18 protein-coding genes are annotated in these 19,193 nt (G+C 41.2%); 17 read left to right on the top strand and 1 reads right to left on the bottom strand.

Annotated features, from left to right (window positions below):
• The first annotated feature begins 70 nt into the window (after positions 1–70).
• The 13 genes from remA (at position 71) to spoVM (ending at position 13,315) form a co-directional block, all read left to right on the top strand.
• Positions 71–331, top strand: coding sequence for an extracellular matrix/biofilm regulator RemA (gene remA, locus KH400_RS10650; RefSeq protein ID WP_217224515.1), 261 nt, complete (start codon positions 71–73; stop codon positions 329–331).
• A 65-nt stretch (positions 332–396) separates the two neighbouring features.
• The gene (gmk, locus tag KH400_RS10645) at positions 397–1,011 is read left to right on the top strand and encodes a guanylate kinase (RefSeq protein WP_217224514.1); all 615 of its coding nucleotides are present in this window, start codon (positions 397–399) and stop codon (positions 1,009–1,011) included.
• The gene (gene rpoZ, locus KH400_RS10640; RefSeq protein WP_217224513.1) at positions 1,012–1,218 is read left to right on the top strand and encodes a DNA-directed RNA polymerase subunit omega; all 207 of its coding nucleotides are present in this window, start codon (positions 1,012–1,014) and stop codon (positions 1,216–1,218) included.
• A 327-nt stretch (positions 1,219–1,545) separates the two neighbouring features.
• Complete coding sequence (gene coaBC, locus KH400_RS10635; protein WP_217224512.1) at positions 1,546–2,760, top strand: bifunctional phosphopantothenoylcysteine decarboxylase/phosphopantothenate--cysteine ligase CoaBC; 1,215 nt, start codon at positions 1,546–1,548, stop codon at positions 2,758–2,760.
• Positions 2,757–5,171, top strand: coding sequence for a primosomal protein N' (priA, locus tag KH400_RS10630; RefSeq protein ID WP_217224510.1), 2,415 nt, complete (start codon positions 2,757–2,759; stop codon positions 5,169–5,171). The genes coaBC and priA overlap by 4 nt, the downstream gene beginning before the upstream one ends.
• A gap of 34 nt (positions 5,172–5,205) precedes the next feature.
• A complete protein-coding gene (gene fmt / locus KH400_RS10625; protein ID WP_217224508.1) occupies positions 5,206–6,147 on the top strand; it encodes a methionyl-tRNA formyltransferase in 942 nt (313 codons plus the stop codon).
• A gap of 1 nt (position 6,148) precedes the next feature.
• The gene (gene rsmB, locus KH400_RS10620) at positions 6,149–7,501 is read left to right on the top strand and encodes a 16S rRNA (cytosine(967)-C(5))-methyltransferase RsmB (RefSeq protein WP_217224506.1); all 1,353 of its coding nucleotides are present in this window, start codon (positions 6,149–6,151) and stop codon (positions 7,499–7,501) included.
• Positions 7,502–7,566: 65 nt separating this feature from the next.
• Positions 7,567–8,655, top strand: coding sequence for a dual-specificity RNA methyltransferase RlmN (rlmN, locus tag KH400_RS10615; RefSeq protein ID WP_217224505.1), 1,089 nt, complete (start codon positions 7,567–7,569; stop codon positions 8,653–8,655).
• A gap of 4 nt (positions 8,656–8,659) precedes the next feature.
• Positions 8,660–9,412, top strand: a complete 753-nt coding sequence (locus KH400_RS10610) for a Stp1/IreP family PP2C-type Ser/Thr phosphatase (protein WP_217224503.1) — start codon at positions 8,660–8,662, stop codon at positions 9,410–9,412.
• Between the two features lie 8 nt (positions 9,413–9,420).
• Complete coding sequence (gene pknB, locus KH400_RS10605; RefSeq protein ID WP_217224502.1) at positions 9,421–11,388, top strand: Stk1 family PASTA domain-containing Ser/Thr kinase; 1,968 nt, start codon at positions 9,421–9,423, stop codon at positions 11,386–11,388.
• Positions 11,389–11,413: 25 nt separating this feature from the next.
• Complete coding sequence (gene rsgA / locus KH400_RS10600; protein ID WP_217224501.1) at positions 11,414–12,301, top strand: ribosome small subunit-dependent GTPase A; 888 nt, start codon at positions 11,414–11,416, stop codon at positions 12,299–12,301.
• 4 nt (positions 12,302–12,305) lie between these two features.
• Positions 12,306–12,950: a ribulose-phosphate 3-epimerase gene (gene rpe, locus KH400_RS10595; RefSeq protein WP_217224500.1), complete on the top strand. Its 645-nt coding sequence runs from the start codon at positions 12,306–12,308 to the stop codon at positions 12,948–12,950.
• A 284-nt stretch (positions 12,951–13,234) separates the two neighbouring features.
• The gene (gene spoVM, locus KH400_RS10590; RefSeq protein ID WP_217224636.1) at positions 13,235–13,315 is read left to right on the top strand and encodes a stage V sporulation protein SpoVM; all 81 of its coding nucleotides are present in this window, start codon (positions 13,235–13,237) and stop codon (positions 13,313–13,315) included.
• Positions 13,316–13,360: 45 nt separating this feature from the next.
• Here spoVM and rpmB read toward each other — a convergent pair whose 3' ends face one another.
• Entirely contained in the window at positions 13,361–13,549 is a 189-nt protein-coding gene (gene rpmB, locus KH400_RS10585) for a 50S ribosomal protein L28 (RefSeq protein ID WP_217224499.1), read from the bottom strand.
• A gap of 292 nt (positions 13,550–13,841) precedes the next feature.
• On the opposite strand from rpmB, the gene KH400_RS10580 reads away from it, so the two are divergent.
• From KH400_RS10580 to recG, 4 genes are all read left to right on the top strand, one after another.
• Positions 13,842–14,204, top strand: a complete 363-nt coding sequence (locus KH400_RS10580) for an Asp23/Gls24 family envelope stress response protein (RefSeq protein ID WP_217224498.1) — start codon at positions 13,842–13,844, stop codon at positions 14,202–14,204.
• Between the two features lie 19 nt (positions 14,205–14,223).
• Positions 14,224–15,912, top strand: coding sequence for a DAK2 domain-containing protein (locus KH400_RS10575; protein ID WP_217224497.1), 1,689 nt, complete (start codon positions 14,224–14,226; stop codon positions 15,910–15,912).
• A gap of 72 nt (positions 15,913–15,984) precedes the next feature.
• Positions 15,985–16,845: a DegV family protein gene (locus KH400_RS10570; RefSeq protein ID WP_217224495.1), complete on the top strand. Its 861-nt coding sequence runs from the start codon at positions 15,985–15,987 to the stop codon at positions 16,843–16,845.
• A gap of 245 nt (positions 16,846–17,090) precedes the next feature.
• Entirely contained in the window at positions 17,091–19,136 is a 2,046-nt protein-coding gene (gene recG / locus KH400_RS10565) for an ATP-dependent DNA helicase RecG (RefSeq protein WP_217224493.1), read from the top strand.
• The last annotated feature ends 57 nt before the right edge of the window (positions 19,137–19,193 follow it).

Genomic DNA, 19,193 nt, shown 5'->3' with positions numbered 1-19,193 from the left:
CGTATATCGTCGAGAGTAGTTGGTAAAAATAGAGAGAGTCCTTTAGCTCTCCAAAGTGAGGGGAATCGGCATGAATATAAAATTAATTAATATTGGCTTTGGTAACATCGTTTCGGCAAATCGAATTATTTCGATTGTTAGTCCAGAATCAGCTCCGATTAAGAGGATTATTCAGGAGGCTAGAGATCGGAATATGTTAATTGATGCAACGTATGGCCGAAGAACACGAGCAGTCATTATTGCAGATAGTGACCATGTCATTTTGTCAGCGGTGCAACCTGAAACAGTGGCGCAGCGATTAACAACGAAAGATGATCTTACTGAAGAATGATAACAGCCTTTCACTTTAGTGTAAGAGCTGTACGATGAAACTTTGATGAATTTGTGGAGGTAAGTATGAAAAAAGATAAAGGCTTATTGATTGTCCTCTCTGGTCCTGCTGGGGTAGGAAAAGGTACGGTATGCTCTGCGTTACGCCAAGAGGATACTCACATTCAGTATTCGGTATCAGCGACAACGCGCAATCCGAGAGAAGGTGAAGTCGATGGTGTCAATTATTTTTTCAAGACAAAGGAAGAATTCGAAAACATGATTGAACACGATCAACTTCTTGAATGGGCACAATATGTCGGCAATTATTATGGAACACCGATTGATTATGTCCAAAAAACATTAGATGAAGGTAAAGATATTATTTTAGAAATCGAAGTCCAAGGAGCATTGAAAGTTCGCGAACGTTTCCCTGAGGGTGTCTTTATTTTCTTGATGCCTCCAAGTTTAGCGGAACTTCGTAATCGAATTGTTGGTCGTGGTACAGAAACCGAAGATTTAATTAATAAACGAATGAATGTTGCTAAAGAAGAGCTTGAAATGATGAAGAAGTATGATTACGTCGTTGAAAATGATGAGATACATTTAGCTGTAGATCGTATTAAGGCGATCGTAACGGCTGAGCATTGTAAGAAAGACCGCTTAATTCATAAATATAAACAATTAGTGGAGGTTGATTAAATGTTATACCCATCAATTGACTCATTAATGGAGAAGCTTGACTCAAAATATACACTTGTGACGGTATCAGCGAAGCGAGCAAGAGAAATTCGTGAAGATCACGATCGAGGACCACTTGTGGATCGCCCAAAGTCAAAGAAGTATGTTGGTGTGGCCTTAGAGGAAATTTTGCACAATCAACTTGAGTATAAGCGGATTGAAAAATAATTAATCTATAACAACCTATTCTTTAAATAGGTTGTTATTTTTATGAGGCTGTGACAAAAGATTGGTTTTACCTTTTGTCACAGCCTCGAAGCCTTTGCCAATAGTTTAACTAGTTTTGTCCCGTCCCCATTTTTTATAGTCGACAGGACCGGATGTTGCCAACAAGAGGCATAACTAACGATGATTTTATCGATGCAGCTCCTTAGTTTGCAGAAAATGAAAACAGATTCAAAGAAGATGATCGCCATCTTAAAGTAGATTCTTTATACTGATAGTAAAGTAAGAATTTGAGAACTGTTTTTTACAAGGGATGGAGGAAAAGATGTCATGTTAAAGGATAAAAAGATTTTATTATGTGTATCAGGCGGAGTTGCTGTGTTTAAAGCGGCGGCATTAACGAGTAAATTATCTCAAGCTGGGGCAACAGTAAAGGTGATGATGACGGATTCAGCACAAAAGTTTGTTACTCCATTAACATTTCAAACGTTATCACGACAACCGGTATATGTGGATACCTTTGATGAAAAAGATCCACGTGGTGTTGCCCATATCGATTTAGCTGACTGGCCAGACCTTATTTTGATTGCACCAGCAACGGCTAATATGATAGGTAAGCTTGCCAATGGGATTGCTGATGATATGATTTCAACGACACTTCTGGCTACAACCGCACCGGTATATGTTGCTCCAGCAATGAATGTTCATATGTACGAGCATCCTGCAGTTGTGAAGAATTTGAAGACGTTAGCATCGTTTGGCTATCAGTTTATTGAACCTGGAGAAGGTTATTTAGCTTGTGGGTATGTTGGTAAAGGACGCTTGTCCGAACCGCAAGAAATTATTCGTGTGTTAGAAGACGTTATAAGCTCTGAATCGGTAAAACCGTTAAATGGAAAACAGGTTTTAATTACTGCAGGACCTACACAAGAAAAAGTAGATCCCGTTCGCTATTTTACAAATCATTCATCTGGAAAAATGGGCTATGCGGTAGCTGAGGCAGCTGCAAAGCTAGGAGCTGATGTGACACTCATTAGTGGTCCGACGAGCTTAGAGGCACCTGCAGGGGTGAATTTCATCAATGTTGTTTCAGCCGCTGACATGTATGAAGCAGTGATGGAGCGTTTTCCAACTAGTGATGTTGTCATAAAAGCAGCGGCGGTTGCTGATTACAAACCGAAGGATACATATGCTGAGAAAATGAAAAAACAGCCTGGACAGTGGTATGTCGAAATGGAACGGACAACAGACATTTTAGCTACTTTAGGAAAGAATAAACAACACCAGCTATTAGTTGGTTTTGCGGCCGAATCTGAACGGGTCGAAGGGTATGCTCGAAAAAAACTGGCAATGAAGAATCTCGATATGATTGTAGCCAATGACATTTCAGAAGAGGGCGCAGGCTTTCAAGCCAATACAAACATCGTTACATTATACAAACGAGATGAAACGAAGGTAGAGCTTCCGATCCTATCAAAAACTGAGGTGGCACGACAATTGATGCAAGAGGTTGTCGCCCTCCTCGAAGGACCGCGTCACGAATGATTGCTCGAGTCATTGTCGATGTTCCAACTGGGCAAACTGACCGTCTTTTTGATTATCTCATTCCTAATCAATGGCAAGGGGTCATTAACGTTGGTATGCGTGTCGTCGTACCGTTTGGGCCGCGTCATATTCAAGGTTTCGTCATTGATATTACGTCAAGCTCTGAAGTTAAGAAATTGAAATCGATTGTCGATGTTCTTGATTTAACACCGGTGTTAACGGAAGAGTTACTCGAACTAGGAGAATGGTTAACAGAGACGACTCTTTGTTTCAAAATTTCAGCCTACCAAGTGATGCTTCCTGCTGCGATGCGGTCGAAAGTGAAAAAAGAAATACGAATACTCTCAGATGGCGATAAGTTGCCTGCATCTGTCGCTACGTGGTTTCAAAAGCGCTCATCTGTTCGGTGGGAAGAGATTGTCCAATCTGATCCAGGTTTATTAAAAGATTTCCAACATGAATTGAAAAAAGGTAGACTTGACGTTTTCTATCATGTCAAAGATCAGGTGTCTAAGAAAACTCATAAAGTAGTACGACCAAATGGGGAAGGAGACGATATCGAAGCCGCAATTGCTAGGTTTGATGCTCGAGCGGACAAGCAGAAGCTAGTCATGGAACATTTCCTTGACCAAAGACAAGAAATTCCGGTTCATGACTTAGTGGAGAAACTCAAAGTCTCCCGGACAACGATTAAAGCGTTAGTTCAAAAAGGAATGCTTATCGAATCTGAGGTTGAGGTATATCGAGATCCTTATAAAGAACGAACCTTTCAACCGACAAAGCCATTACCGTTAACAAATGAGCAACAACAAGTGATTGCACCGATTTTAGATTCAGTGGAAAACCAATCGCACAAGACTTTTTTATTACATGGCGTCACTGGTAGTGGAAAAACTGAAATTTATTTACAATCAATTCAGCGAGTCCTTGAAAAAGGAAAAGAAGCGATTGTGCTTGTGCCTGAGATTTCGTTAACCCCGCAAATGGTTAACCGCTTTAAAAGTCGGTTTGGGTCTCAAGTAGCCGTTCTTCATAGTGCGTTGTCAAAAGGAGAAAAATATGATGAATGGCGAAAGATTCACAGAGGTGAGGTACGTGTGGTCGTCGGTGCACGGTCTGCGATTTTTGCTCCATTTGAAAACCTTGGCATCATTATTATTGATGAGGAGCATGAAAGTAGCTATAAACAAGAAGAGAACCCCCGATATCATGCTAGGGATGTTGCGATTTATCGAGGTCACTATTATAGTTGCCCTGTCGTATTAGGTAGTGCGACACCGTCACTTGAAACATATGCGAGGGCGCAAAAAGGGGTTTATCACTTATTGCCGCTGCTCACACGTGTAAATGACATTAAGATGCCCTCGGTCGACATCATTGATATGCGTGAGGAGTTGCGCGAAGGGAATCGTTCGATGTTTTCTAGAGCTTTATATGACAGGCTGAATGACCGACTAGAAAAAGGAGAGCAAAGTGTCTTATTTTTAAACCGAAGAGGGTATTCTACATTTGTGATGTGTCGAGACTGTGGCTATGTAGCGACATGTCCACATTGTGATATCTCATTAACATTTCATCGTAGTCAACATGCGATGAAATGTCATTATTGTGGTCATCAAGAACGGATGCCATCCACTTGTCAATCATGTGAAAGTGAGCATATTCGTTTTTTTGGTTCAGGAACACAAAAGGTTGAAGAAGAGTTGGCAAAGGTATTACCAGGAGCGCGAGTGATACGAATGGATGTGGATACAACGAGAAGGAAAGGGTCACATGAACGATTATTAACGGCATTTGGTGAAGGGAAAGCGGATATTCTTCTTGGCACGCAAATGATTGCCAAAGGTTTAGATTTTCCCAACATCACACTCGTCGGTGTGTTAGCAGCAGATTCGATGCTACATATTCCCGACTTTCGTTCTGCCGAGCGTACCTTTCAGTTACTCACTCAGGTTAGTGGTCGTGCGGGACGGCATGAAAAAGAAGGTGAAGTGATTATCCAAAGCTATACGCCCGAGCATTACAGTATTCAACAGGTAAGGGAGCATAACTATCTTGATTACTTTCAAGAAGAGATGAACGTTCGCAAGCAGAGTGGGTATCCCCCGTATTATTTTTTAACGGTTGTAACGGTATCTCATTCGGAACTAGCAAACGTCGTCTCTGTCACCGAGAAAATCACGCGATTTTTACATGAACAACTGCAATCGAATCACACGGTGATTTTAGGACCTGTCGCTTCACCGATCCCTCGTATTAAAGATAGATATCGCTATCAATGCATGATAAAATACAAAAATGAACCAAGTTTGGTAAAAGTTTTACGAGAAGTTCAGCAACACTATGTACGCGAAACGACAAAAGGAGACTTACACCTATCCATTGATATGAATCCATATATGATGATGTGAATGTAAAAGGTCGAACGAAAGGTAGGAATGTTTAATGAGAATTGTGTTTATGGGGACCCCAGATTTTTCGGTCCCTGTTTTAAAGAGATTAATTGACGAAAAGTATCAAGTCGTTGGTGTTGTGACCCAACCTGATCGACCAAAAGGACGTAAAAAAGTGATGACGTCACCTCCTGTTAAAGTGGAGGCACAGCAACATGAGATCCCTGTTTTTCAACCTGAAAAAATTAAAAATGAACAAGAGCTTGAAGAAATCCTAGCTTTAAAGCCAGACCTCGTTGTTACGGCAGCCTTTGGTCAAATTCTCCCTAAGAAGTTATTGGAGGCACCAGCGTATGGCTGCATTAATGTTCATGCTTCGCTCTTACCAAAATATCGAGGCGGTGCACCGATTCATCAAGCGATTATTGATGGTGAGACAAACACTGGGGTAACGATTATGTATATGGTTGAGAAACTTGATGCGGGAGACATTTTAACACAAACCGTAGTGCCCATCTTGGAGCATGATCATGTCGGTAGTCTTCACGACAAGTTAAGTGAAGCTGGTGCTGCGTTGTTATCACAAACGATTCCAGCGTTAGTTGCTGGTGAGATTGACCCGATCCAACAAGATGGCTCCAAAGCGACATTTGCTTCAAATATTACTCGTGATCAAGAAGTGATCAATTGGTCAAAGACAGGAACAGAAATTTACAATCAAATTCGTGGGTTACATCCATGGCCAGTTGCTTACACTACATTTGAAGGCAAAACGATGAAAATTTGGTGGGCAGAGAAAGTTCCTTCTAAACAACAGCAACCAGCAGGAGTCGTTGTTGATGTGAAGGAGGATGGAATGGTCGTTGCCACAGGTGATGACACCGCCATTAAAATTGTTGAATTGCAGCCTTCAGGAAAGAAACGAATGAATGCGGAGCAATTTTTACGCGGAAGTGGTTCACAGCTTAAACCAGGAATGAAACTAGGAGAATAAGATGAGTAAAAAAAATGTCCGGGAAGTTGCACTAGATTTATTAATGCAAATTGAAAAAAATCAAGCATACAGTAATTTATTATTAAATCAAACCGTAAATAAGGAAAAGCTATCAACAAAGGACGTTGGACTACTAACAGAAATGGTTTATGGGACGATCCAACGACAAGCGGCATTAGACTTCTTTTTAACGCCTTTTCTTAAAAAGGGATTAGATAAACTTGATCTTTGGGTTCTTGTACTATTGCGGTTATCCTGTTATCAAATCGTTTATTTGGATCGGGTTCCCGAGCGTGCCATTATTCATGAAGCGGTTAATATTGCGAAGAAAAGGGGCCATCGTGGCATTTCTGGTATGGTGAATGGCGTCTTACGTAGCATCCAACGAGAAGGGGTTCCCTCTTTTGATGAGATAACGGATTCTGTGGAAAGGCTTGCCGTTGAAACAAGCCACCCTGAATGGATGATTAAACGTTGGGTTCGTCAGTTTGGTGAGGAAGATACCAAAGCGATGTGTGAAGTTAATTTAACCCCTCCCTCTGTTACGGTCAGGGTGAATAGTGCTCGTACAACGGTGAAGGAGATGCTTGTGCACCTTCGAGAAGAAGGCGTGACTGTTGAGCATGGTGATTTATCGAGTGACGCAATAAAAGTCGTCAAGGGTAATGTTACGCATACAAATGCGTTTAAAAATGGACTTATCACGATTCAGGATGAGAGTTCCATGCTCGTTGGGCGTGCATTAGCACCAGAGCAGGGGATGAAGGTTCTTGATAGTTGTGCTGCTCCGGGTGGAAAAACAACACACTTAGCTGAACTTATGGACAACCTTGGTCATGTGACGGCGCTTGACCTTCATGAACACAAAGTCAAGTTGATTCAAGAGCAATCAGACCGCCTTAAGCTAACCAACATTTCTCCAGCAAAGCTTGACGCAAGGAAGGTTCGTGAGCAGTTTGAAGAGGAGAGTTTTGATCGGATCTTAGTGGATGCTCCGTGTTCTGGACTCGGAGTGATTCGCCGCAAACCTGACTTAAAATGGGCGAAAAAGGAAAGTGATCTCGCGTCTATAGCCTCGATTCAACAGGAGATCTTAATGGCTGTCGCCCCACTCCTGAAGCCAGGTGGGCGCTTAGTATATAGTACATGTACGATTGATCGCGAAGAAAATCAGGATGTGGTAAACGCATTTCTTGCAGAAAATAAATCGTTTCGTTATGATGAGACCTTACGGGAACGTCTGCCTATGTCCATACAACAAACGAAGCGCTTAGAAGAAGGTTCAATAACATTATTACCAAATGATTTTCAAACCGATGGATTTTTTATTGCATCGTTACAAAAAGTGACTTAACGAGATAAGTGCGTGGAACGAAGGCGACAATAGAGAACAACTTAGAAATTGAAAGGTGTGTAAGAATGGAAGAATTAAAAACGGAAGTAAAGCGTCCAGAAACGTCGACATTACCGTCGATTTATTCGATGCAATATAGTGATTTAGAGGATTGGTTAAAAGAAAATGGCGAGCCAAAGTTCAGAGCAGGTCAAATCTTTGATTGGCTTTATACAAAACGTGTGCTGAATTATGATGAGATGACAAATTTATCAAAAGAGTTACGTGAAAAACTTAGTGCCAATTTTTCGTTGACAACGTTAAAGCAAGTGTTAAAGCAAGAATCTAGTGACGGTACTGTAAAGATTTTATTTGAATTACATGACGGTTATTCGATTGAAACGGTTGTGATGAGGCATGACTATGGAAATAGTGTTTGTGTGACAACTCAAGTTGGTTGCCGTTTAGGTTGTACGTTTTGTGCATCTACACTTGGTGGCTTAAAACGTAATTTAGAAGCTGGAGAAATTGTTGCACAAGTCGTTCAAGCACAACGTGCAATGGATGAAGTGGATGAGCGAGTGAGTTCTGTCGTTGTCATGGGGATTGGAGAGCCATTTGATAATTATGATGAGCTTGTTTCATTTTTAAAAACGATTAACCATGATAAGGGCTTAAATATTGGAGCTCGTCATATTACCGTATCAACAAGTGGGGTTGTACCGAAGATATACAAATTTGCCGATGAAAAGATGCAAATTAACTTTGCGATCTCGCTACATGCCCCGAATACCGAGATCCGCAGTCGGCTCATGCCTGTCAACCGTGCTTGGCCGTTGCCAAGATTAATGGAATCGATTCGCTATTATATCGAAACTACAGGACGAAGGGTGACATTTGAGTATGGTTTATTTGGTGGTGTGAATGATCAAACGGAACATGCGGAAGAATTGGCTGAATTAATTAAAGATATTAAATGTCATGTGAATTTAATTCCTGTCAACCATGTTTTAGAGCGCGATTATGTTCGAACGCCAAAAGAGCAAATTTTTGAATTTGAACGTACGTTAAAAAAACGTGGAGTAAATGTAACGATTCGTCGTGAGCAAGGTCATGATATCGATGCAGCTTGTGGACAGTTACGAGCGAAGGAGCGTAAAGAGGAGACGAGGTGATGGTATGCAATCTGCTTTTAAAACTGATGTAGGTCAATTGCGCGCCCACAATGAAGATAATGGGGGAATTTATACACGTGAAGATGGAGCTGTTCTGGCGGTTGTCGCTGATGGAATGGGCGGACATCAAGCAGGTGACGTAGCAAGTGAAATGACAAATAGATATTTATCGGCAAAATGGGAAGATGCTGAGACGCTTGAGACGCCGGCAAGTACTGAAAAGTGGTTACTTTCAACCATTACCGATGTGAATAAGCATCTTTTTGAGCATGCTAATAACCATTCTGAGTGTCAAGGGATGGGAACGACCATCGTAACAGCTGTTTGTACGAAACAGTTTGTTACGATCGCTCACATTGGTGATAGCCGTGGGTATTTGTTTAACAACAATGGTTTTGTTCAAATAACGACCGATCATTCATTAGTCAACGAGTTAGTTCGTACGGGGCAGATTTCAGATGAAGAAGCAGAAAACCATCCACGTAAAAATGTGTTGTTACGGGCGTTAGGTACAGAGGAAGAAATTAAAGTTGATGTCAGTACAGTTAGTTGGGAGCAAGGGGATTATTTGTTATTATGTTCGGATGGACTATCCAACAAAGTAAGCGACGAGGAAATGAAACAAGTGTTAGTGAGTGAAGCGGCCACAGATGTGAAAGTCAATCAACTTGTTGAATTAGCAAATGATCGCGGAGGAGAGGATAATATTACATTAGCTCTTATTCATTTTTCTGTTGAAGCAGCAGAAGATAGGTGAACGCGACGATGATAGGAAGAAGAATAAACGGCCGCTATGAGATATTGGAAACGATCGGCGGTGGAGGGATGGCTAATGTTTATAAAGCCATCGACCGCATTTTGGATCGGTATGTGGCAGTAAAAGTACTCCAGCCACAATTTTCAGATGATGAGGAGTTTATTAAACGCTTTCGCCGTGAAGCCCAAGCAGCAACGAGCTTAGCGCATGAAAATGTTGTCTCGATTTACGATGTCGGCCAAGAAGATGCAATCTATTATATCGTTATGGAATATGTAGAGGGTTCGACGTTAAAGGAATTTATCAAAGAACAAGGCCGTTTATCGATGGAGCAAACGGTAGAGATTTTCGTTCAAGTGACATCAGCGATTGCTCACGCGCATGTCAATCAAATTATTCATCGTGACATTAAGCCACATAATATTTTAATTAGTTCGAATGGTGAGGCAAAAGTTACTGATTTTGGTATTGCACGGGCGATTTCTTCAGCGACGATTACCCATACAAACTCTGTGATGGGTTCGGTTCATTATTTGTCTCCTGAGCAAGCGCGTGGTGGTGTTGTGAATGCCAAATCAGATATCTATTCACTTGGAATTGTTTTATATGAAATGGTAACTGGAAACGTACCCTTTTTTGGGGACACAGCTGTGTCGATCGCCATTAAACATTTGCAAAATGAAGTGCCATCCCCGAAGGAAATTAATCCTTTGGTACCTCAAAGCATTGAAAATGTGATTTTAAAAGCAACAGCCAAGGATCCGTTCGAGCGGTATGAAAGTGTTCAAGAGATGGAGGAAGATCTTTCAACAGCCCTTGACCCAGAACGTCTGCACGAGCCAAAAATCGAGCTTTTGGCAGATGATGAAGTGACAAAGGCGATTCCGATCGTAAAAGAACCGACAAATGATGAAGACTTGGACAAGACGATTAATGTAAGTCGTCCCCCTAAACCGAGTTCATCAACAAGGGACGCGCCTGAAAAAAAACCAAAAAATAAAAAGAAGAAGATCATGACCTGGCTATTTTTACTGACCTTCTTACTTATAGGGTCTGTCGCAACTGCGGTTGTTATTCTACCGAGTTTATTTAAAGTAGATGATGTTCGTATACCTGATGTCACTGAAATGGAATTTGAAGAGGCTGTCGAGACACTAGAAGAGTTAGGGCTACAGGTGGATCGTGAGGAGGATTGGGATGACGAAGTTGCAGAAAACTATGTTATCAGAACCAATCCAAGAGCCAATACATCGGTGAAGGTAAACACATCGGTAACAGTCGTTGTAAGTCTTGGTAAAGAAACGGTGCCGATGCAAAATGTGATAGGTTTTGACTATGATCGTGCACACACCCAGTTAACGCGTCTTGGCTATAAGGTTGAGCGGGTCAAAAAGGAAGAAACTGGTACAAAAAATGTTGTCATCGATCAAGAACCGAAAGAAGGAGATGAGATTGTCCCTGAGGAAACGACCGTGATCTTAACGGTTCGAACGCCCCCGTCAATGATGCTTAGTGATTTAAGAGGGGTAGATGAACAGGAGGCACTCGACATCATTCGTTCAGAAGGGTTAGTCATTGGAGATATTCAACAGGAACATTCAGATCGAACAGAGGGAACGGTCATAAGGCAATCACCTGAACAAGGTAGCGAGGTAACAGCCGGCCAAAAAGTCGATCTTGTCGTTTCATTAGGTCCTGAACCAGAGCCTGAGCCTGAACCAGAAGTTAGAAGTAAATTGATTCATTATCCAATTGAAGTGTTCCACGAGTATCTTGAAGAAGGGCAGAGCTTTCATGTCGAAATCCATTTTGATGATGTAACGACAGATGACTTCGAATTATTTGTCGAGGAGGAGATTACTGAAACGAAAGTATATCAAATTCCTCTTGAAGTGAGTCGCGAGAAACCAGGGTCGTATATTATTTTTCTGAATAGTAATATTGAAGAGGAAGGCACGGTTGAGTATGATGAATAAAAAAATATATAAGTAGGAGGAGTGCATGGCTGAAGGTAAAATTATTAAGGCATTAAGTGGATTTTACTATGTTCAAAATGATGATGGAATCGTTCAATGTCGAGGTCGAGGGAATTTTAGAAAAAGGAAGATCAAACCACTCGTTGGTGATGACGTTGAGTTTGAGGCAGAAAATCCAACCGATGGGTACATTTTAGACGTATTTGAACGAAAAAATGAGCTCGTTCGACCGCCGATCTCAAATATTGACCAGGCGATCTTGGTTTTTTCTGTGATCGAGCCTCAATTTAGCACGTTGCTGTTAGATCGGTTTCTCGTCCATATTGAAGCTCATCAAATCGCGCCTGTGATTTGCCTGACAAAACTTGATCTCATTGCTAATGAACCGGAGCGTCTTGAGCAAATTGAGCAATACCGAAAGGATTATGAAGCAATCGGTTATGATGTTGTTATGACGTCTTCAGAGACGAAAGATGGACTCGAGCAATTGCTACCGTACTTTGAAGAGAAAGTGAGTGTCATTGCTGGTCAGTCAGGGGTTGGGAAATCGTCGTTACTAAATTCGATTCGACCGGACTTAGCCATTGAGACGAATCAAATATCAACTCATTTAGGTCGAGGGAAACATACGACAAGGCATGTGGAGTTAATTGAGATTGGGAATGGTCTTGTTGCTGACACGCCAGGGTTTAGTTCGTTAGATTTTACAACAATTGAAGCTAAAGAGCTTTCTAGCTGTTTCCCAGAGATGAGGGTGAGGCTCCCAGATTGTAAGTTCAGAGGGTGTACACACGTCTCAGAGCCAAAGTGTATGGTAAAAGAGGGGCTTGAGCAGGATGAGATTTTAAAGTATCGTTATGAGCATTATTTGGAGTTTTTAGAGGAAATAAAAAATCGAAAGCGGAGGTACTAATTTTATGGTTAAAATTGCACCATCCATTTTATCTGCAGATTTTGCAACATTAAAAGAAGAGATTCATGATGTTGAGCGTGGCGGGGCCGATTACATACATGTTGATGTGATGGACGGACACTTTGTTCCAAACATTACGATTGGACCACTCCTTGTTGAGGCGATTCGACCTGTAACGAAACTTCCTTTAGATGTTCATTTAATGATTGAACATCCAGATCGCTATATCCCACAATTTGCTCAAGCAGGTGCGGATATTATTTCTGTTCATGTCGAAGCATGTCCCCACCTTCATCGAACGATCCAATTAATTAAACAAGAAGGTGTGAAGGCTGGGGTAGTGATAAATCCAGCTACACCTGTAGACACCATTCAACATGTCATTGATGATGTTGACCTTGTTTTATTAATGACGGTCAATCCAGGTTTTGGTGGACAATCGTTTATTTCAAGTGTTGTGCCCAAAATTAAGGCTGTATCGGAAATGGCGAAATCTAAAGGCTTAGAGATTGATATCGAAGTCGATGGTGGTGTAAATGCAGAGACGGCGCAAGTATGTGTAGAAGCAGGTGCAAATGTTCTTGTCGCTGGCTCGGCTATTTATAGTCAAGAGGACCGTGCCAAAGCGATAGCGGAAATTCGTAAGTAATTCTCACAATTAAATTGTGCTTGAGTATAATATAAGAGAGTGTCGTAAGGGCATTGAAATCTAAAGGTTTCAATGCTTTTATCTTTCGGTTGATTGGCTTTTTGTTATGATCTTGCATAATGATATGGTATAGGCATAAGCATGACTAGAGGAGAGTTAAGGGCGTTTGAATCAAAAAAAGGGTACTATTTCATCCAAGATGAATATACTAGTATAAATAAGCTTTTATGTTGTCATCATCCTTCAATTATGCCGGTGGCAATCCATGTTGAGGAGGAGGAGCTATGAAATTTTATACGATTAAGCTGCCAAAATTTTTAGGTGGGTTTGTTAAAGCGATTTTAGGGTCAATTAAAAAAGGGTAAACAAAAAAAGCACCAATACTTGGTGCTTTTTTTGTTGTGTATTAGTTATACACGTTCTACTTTGCCAGATTTTAATGCTCTAGCAGAAACGTAAACACGTTTTGGCTTACCGTCTACTAAAATACGTACTTTTTGTACGTTTGCACCCCATTTACGCTTCGTTTTATTAAGAGCATGGGAACGCTTGTTTCCAGTACGAGCTTTTCTTCCAGTAATATAACATTTACGTGCCATTGATTGCACCTCCTTGTAACTATGAGATGAATCGTTACCTTCATCATCGGAAATCATACTTGATAATCATAGCATAGGCATAAAACTTATGCAATACTTTCAGTGAAAAGATATCAAGTAATCTTGCTTGACATGAATAAGCGACGATTCACTTGGTATATGTATATAATAACAACTCGAGTATTATCGAACATTGTTGGTGTACTTGTCAATGAATCTTTCTTTTAAATTCAGAGATAATATAGTAAAATGACGATAGTCTAAACTAACGATTTGAGAAGGGGGAATAATAATGTCAATTGAAATGAAAACACAATTAGGAGGAATTGACGTTTCGCAAGAGGTTGTTGCCACAATCGCTGGTGGGGCAGCTGTTGATTGTTACGGGATTATTGGCATGGCTTCACAACAACAAATAAAAGATGGTATTAGTGAATTGCTTGGCAGAGAGAACTTCCGTCGCGGTGTTCAAATTCGTCAAGAAGATGACGAGGTACATATCGATATGTATATCATCGTTAGTTATGGCACGAAAATTTCTGAAGTCGCTCATAATGTACAAACAAAAGTAAAATATCAACTTGAACAAATGTTAGGGCTAGTGGTTGATTCTGTCAATATTTTTGTTCAAGGTGTTCGCGTGACGAACAGCTAGGTAGTTAGGAGGAGTACGAGTGTCAATGAAGGTTTTAGAAGGAAAAAAGCTAGCGCAAATGTTTATTGAAGGTGCAGCGAATTTATCAAGAAATGCAAAGGTCGTTGATGCCTTAAACGTTTTCCCTGTTCCGGATGGAGATACAGGTACGAATATGAATTTATCTATAACATCTGGTGTGAAAGAAGTGAAACAGCATCCAGGAACAAAAGTCTCTGAGGTTTCAAAAGCTTTTTCAAAAGGGTTACTGATGGGTGCGCGCGGAAATTCGGGTGTGATTCTCTCACAATTATTTAGAGGATTTGCAAAAGGTCTCGAACATAAAGATGAGGTTAATACGGTGGAATTTGCACAAGCCTTTGATGAAGGAGTTGCGATGGCTTATAAAGCAGTCATGAAACCAGTAGAGGGGACGATTCTGACCGTAGCTAAGGATGCTTCTAAACACGCGCAAAAAAGTGCTAAGAAAAACGATGACATGATTGTTCTTATGGAAGAGGTCGTTCAAGAAGCGAAAGGATCCCTAGAGCGCACCCCAGATTTGTTGCCCGTGCTTAAAGAAGTTGGCGTAGTTGATTCAGGAGGGCAAGGGCTTGTTTATATTTATGAAGGCATGCTTGCCGTCCTCAAAGGCGAAACCATTTCCGATGCAGCACCACAAGCACCGACGATGGATGATTTAGTGAAGGTTGAACACCACAATGCGCAAAGTCATCTTGCTACAGAAGATATTGAATTTGGTTATTGTACGGAAGTGATGGTTCAGTTTGAAGAGGACAAACTAGCTAACCAGAGTTTTAATGAAAATGCGTTTCGCGAAGAGTTAAATAAGCTAGGGGATTCCCTACTTGTCGTTTCTGATGATCAATTGTTAAAGGTACATATACATGCTGAACAGCCGGGTGAAGTATTAACGAAAGCCCAGCGGTATGGCAGTCTAATAAATGTAAAAGTTGATAATATGCGTGAGCAACATACAAACCTTATTGAAGAGCAAGGAACACAAGGAGAGAGTCCTCTACCTCCAAAAGAGGAGAAAAGGAAAGAGAAAGCACCATTTGGGATTATCACTGTTTCGATGGGTGAGGGAATCGAAAAGCTATTTAAGGGGCTTGGAGCTAGTGTTGTTATCGCTGGTGGCCAAACGATGAACCCGAGTACAGAAGATATAATGAATGCGATCGAAGAGGTTCATGCGGAAAATGTGATCCTTTTACCAAACAATGGAAACATTATCATGACAGCTGAACAAGCGGCTGAAGTTGCTGATGGCAATGTAAAGGTCGTACCTTCAAAAACCGTACCTCAAGGATTGGCGGCTCTGTTAGCATTTAATCCGCAAGAGGACATTGATGCAAACGTACAGACGATGAAAGCGGCAATGTCTGAAGTGAAAACAGGCGAAGTGACTTATGCTGTACGTGATACAACCATAGATGGCATTGAAATTAAAAAAGATGACTACATGGGGATTTTTGATAAAAAGATCGTCAGCTCAGGTTCTGAACAATTAGAAGTAGCAAGAAACTTGTTAGCGGAGATGCTTGATGATGATGCAGAAATCGTAACGATTATTCAAGGTGAAGATGCAAGTGAAGCCGAAACAAATGAATTAGTTTCATTTGTAGAAGAGGCATATGATGAGGTTGAAGTTGAAGTGCATACTGGAAGCCAACCTCTATATTCCTACCTTTTTTCGGTAGAATAGAGATTATTTAAACAAAACCATCGCTTAAGTTGCGGTGGTTTCGTTTGACGATAGGAAGGGGTTCGTAAGGGTTTGTCAATTTTAAAAATTGTTACAGACAGTACAGCAGATATACCAACATCAATCATTGAGGAGCTTGATATTACCGTTGTGCCTTTGAATGTTACCTTCAGTGAAGGTAAGACGTATGAAGATGGGGTTGATCTAACACCCGCTCAGTTTTATCAAAAATTAGCAGAAGAGGACACGATTCCGACAACGTCACAACCGACACCTTTTCAATTTGAACAGGTCTATGAGCGTCTCGGACAAGAAGGTGAAGATGTTGAAATTCTTTCCATTCATTTATCGTCTAAGATGAGTGGGACATACCAAGCGGCAACGATTGCTAAAAATGCGGTTGACGAAAAAGTAAATGTCACCGTTATTGATTCGAAGCGAGCCTCATATGCTACAGGGATCATTGTTGTCGAACTTGCCCGACTAGTAAAGGCTGGTAAGTCACGTACTGAATGTATCGGTCATCTTGAAAAGCTACTTGAGGAAACGACCGTTTACTTTATGGTTGATACGCTTGAATTTCTGCAAAAGAATGGCCGAATTGGAAAAGCATCAGCTATGTTAGGCTCATTGTTGAAAATTAAGCCGATTTTATCATTAACAGCAGAGGGTGAAGTGTATCCCTATGAAAAAGTTCGTGGTCAGAAGAAGGCCATTAATCGGATCATCGAGGCGTTTAAACAGCAATATGAGGACGAGCCAATTCATATCGGTGTCTCTCATGCTGTTTCCCCTGAAGTGGCAGCTGACCTTGTTGAACGCATAAAGCAAGAGTTTACGGTGGTCTCTGAAGTGATTACAGATATTGGACCTGTTATTGGTTCACATGTCGGGCCAGGTACGGTATCGATTGCGGTTACAACAGCAGAGTAAGTATAATGATTCCTACCTGATGGATGCGGGTAGGAATTTTTGATATGGCATTATTGGGCGGAGCAGGGAAGAAGGCGGGAATATGGGCGTGAACATGAGTGACTGACTTTTTTGTTACAACGGTGGCGACTATAGTGGACAGTACGATAAAATGTAAAGGAGAAGAGTTTCATGTGAGTTGATATCAGAAAAGTCATAAGGAGGGTTGGTCGCTACGCTAGTGTTTCGGGTAGCGCTTAAAAAGAGTGAGTACAACATTAAATCAACCGGTAACAGTAGTTAAAGGAGTAGGAGAAGAGAAAGCAAAAGATTTAAAACTATTAGGGATCCAAACAGTCCAGGATTTGATTGAGTATTACCCTTATCGTTATGAAGATTATCGTTTGAAAGACTTATCTGAAGTAAAACATGAGGAGCGGGTAACCGTTGCGGGGAAAGTGCATACAGAACCGGTTGTCCGTTATTTTGGAAAAAGGAAGTCTCGTTTATCTGTCCGCGTTCTTGTTGGTTCATTGTTAATTACAGCTGTGTTTTTTAACCGAGCGTTTGTAAAAAAACAGCTGACATTAGGTGATGAAATAACGCTAACGGGTAAATGGGATCAGCACCGAATGACGCTAACGGTTAGTGAGTATAAAAAAGGGGTTCAAGAGAACAGCAAGCCATTTGAGCCGGTTTATTCAGTCGCGGGTAAGATGACGGTTAAAGCGTTAAAGAAAATGATCTATGAAGCGGTTAGGCAATTTGGTGATGCGATTGAAGAAAACCTTCCTGAGCAGTTTTTAATACAATACAAATTATTGCCGAAAATAGAAGCAATCAAACGGCTTCATTATCCAGCTAACTTTGAACATGCGAAACAAGCAAGAAGGAGGATTGTTTATGAAGAATTTTTATTATTCCAATTAAAAATGCAAGCGTTCCGTAAACATCAACGTGAGCAAGCGATGGGTACTACTCATGTTGTTGATCACCAACAAGTAGAGGAGTTTAAAAAGCAGCTACCATTCCCATTAACAGGGGCACAGCAACGGGTTGTTACGGAAATTATTAATGATATGACTTCACCGCACCGAATGAATCGACTTTTACAAGGGGACGTTGGTTCTGGGAAGACCGTTGTTGCAGCTATCTGTATGTTTACTTCTGTAAAAGCAGGGTTTCAAGCGGCATTGATGGTGCCGACGGAAATATTAGCTGAACAGCATGTTGAATCTCTAAAGCAACTGCTAGAACCTCACGGGCTCACGGTAGAATTGTTATCAGGTTCACTCAAAGGCAAAAAGCGAACGGAGCGTCTCGAACGGATCGCAAATGGTGAAGTGGATGTTGTTGTTGGGACCCATGCATTGATTCAAGATGATGTCTATTTTCACAAGCTCGGGTTAGTCATTACAGATGAACAGCACCGATTTGGGGTTGAGCAGCGTAGAGTTTTACGTGATAAAGGGGAGAACCCAGATGTTTTATTTATGACTGCTACACCGATCCCACGAACACTTGCGATTTCGGTTTTTGGTGATATGGATGTCTCTATTATTGATGAAATGCCAGCGGGGCGTAAGGAGATTGAAACGTATTGGGCGAAACATGACATGCTTGATCGCGTCCTATCTTTTATTGAAAAGGAAATTGAAAAAGGGAGACAAGCGTATGTGATTTGTCCTTTAATTGAGGAGTCAGAGAAACTCGATGTGCAAAATGCGATTGATGTTCATGCGATCCTGCAGCAACATTTTAAAAGCGTTCGAGTTGGTTTAATGCATGGGCGACTTCATCCGGATGAGAAAGACCAAGTGATGGAGGATTTTGCAGAAAATAAATCGCAAATTTTAGTTTCGACGACTGTGGTTGAAGTTGGTGTTAACGTTCCCAACGCAACCATGATGGTGATTTATGATGCAGAACGTTTTGGTGTTTCGCAGCTCCATCAGCTACGTGGGCGAGTTGGACGTGGGGAACATCAATCGTACTGTATTTTATTAGCTGATCCGAAGTCGGAGGTTGGTAAAGAGCGAATGAGGATGATGACGGAAACAAATGACGGGTTTGAATTGTCGCAAAAGGATCTCGAGCTTCGAGGCCCTGGTGATTTTTTTGGACAAAAACAAAGTGGATTGCCGGATTTTAAGGTGGCGGATGTTGTGCATGATTATCGGGCGCTTGAAGTTGCGCGAGATGACGCTTCAAACCTCGTTCATAGCGATTCGTTCTGGAAGGACGAGCAGTATTTGCCGCTACGAATGTACTTAGAAGAGGAGGGCGTTCTTTCAGGAGAAAAACTTGATTAATCTATTGAAATATAATGTTGTAATATATATACTACTCTTAGTACCTAGTCATAACAT

It is taken from the genome of Desertibacillus haloalkaliphilus (assembly GCF_019039105.1).
GTDB lineage: Bacteria > Bacillota > Bacilli > Bacillales > KJ1-10-99 > Desertibacillus > Desertibacillus haloalkaliphilus.
Note: the sequence above shows the minus strand (reverse complement) of the source record. Positions and strands in the feature narration are given on the sequence as shown.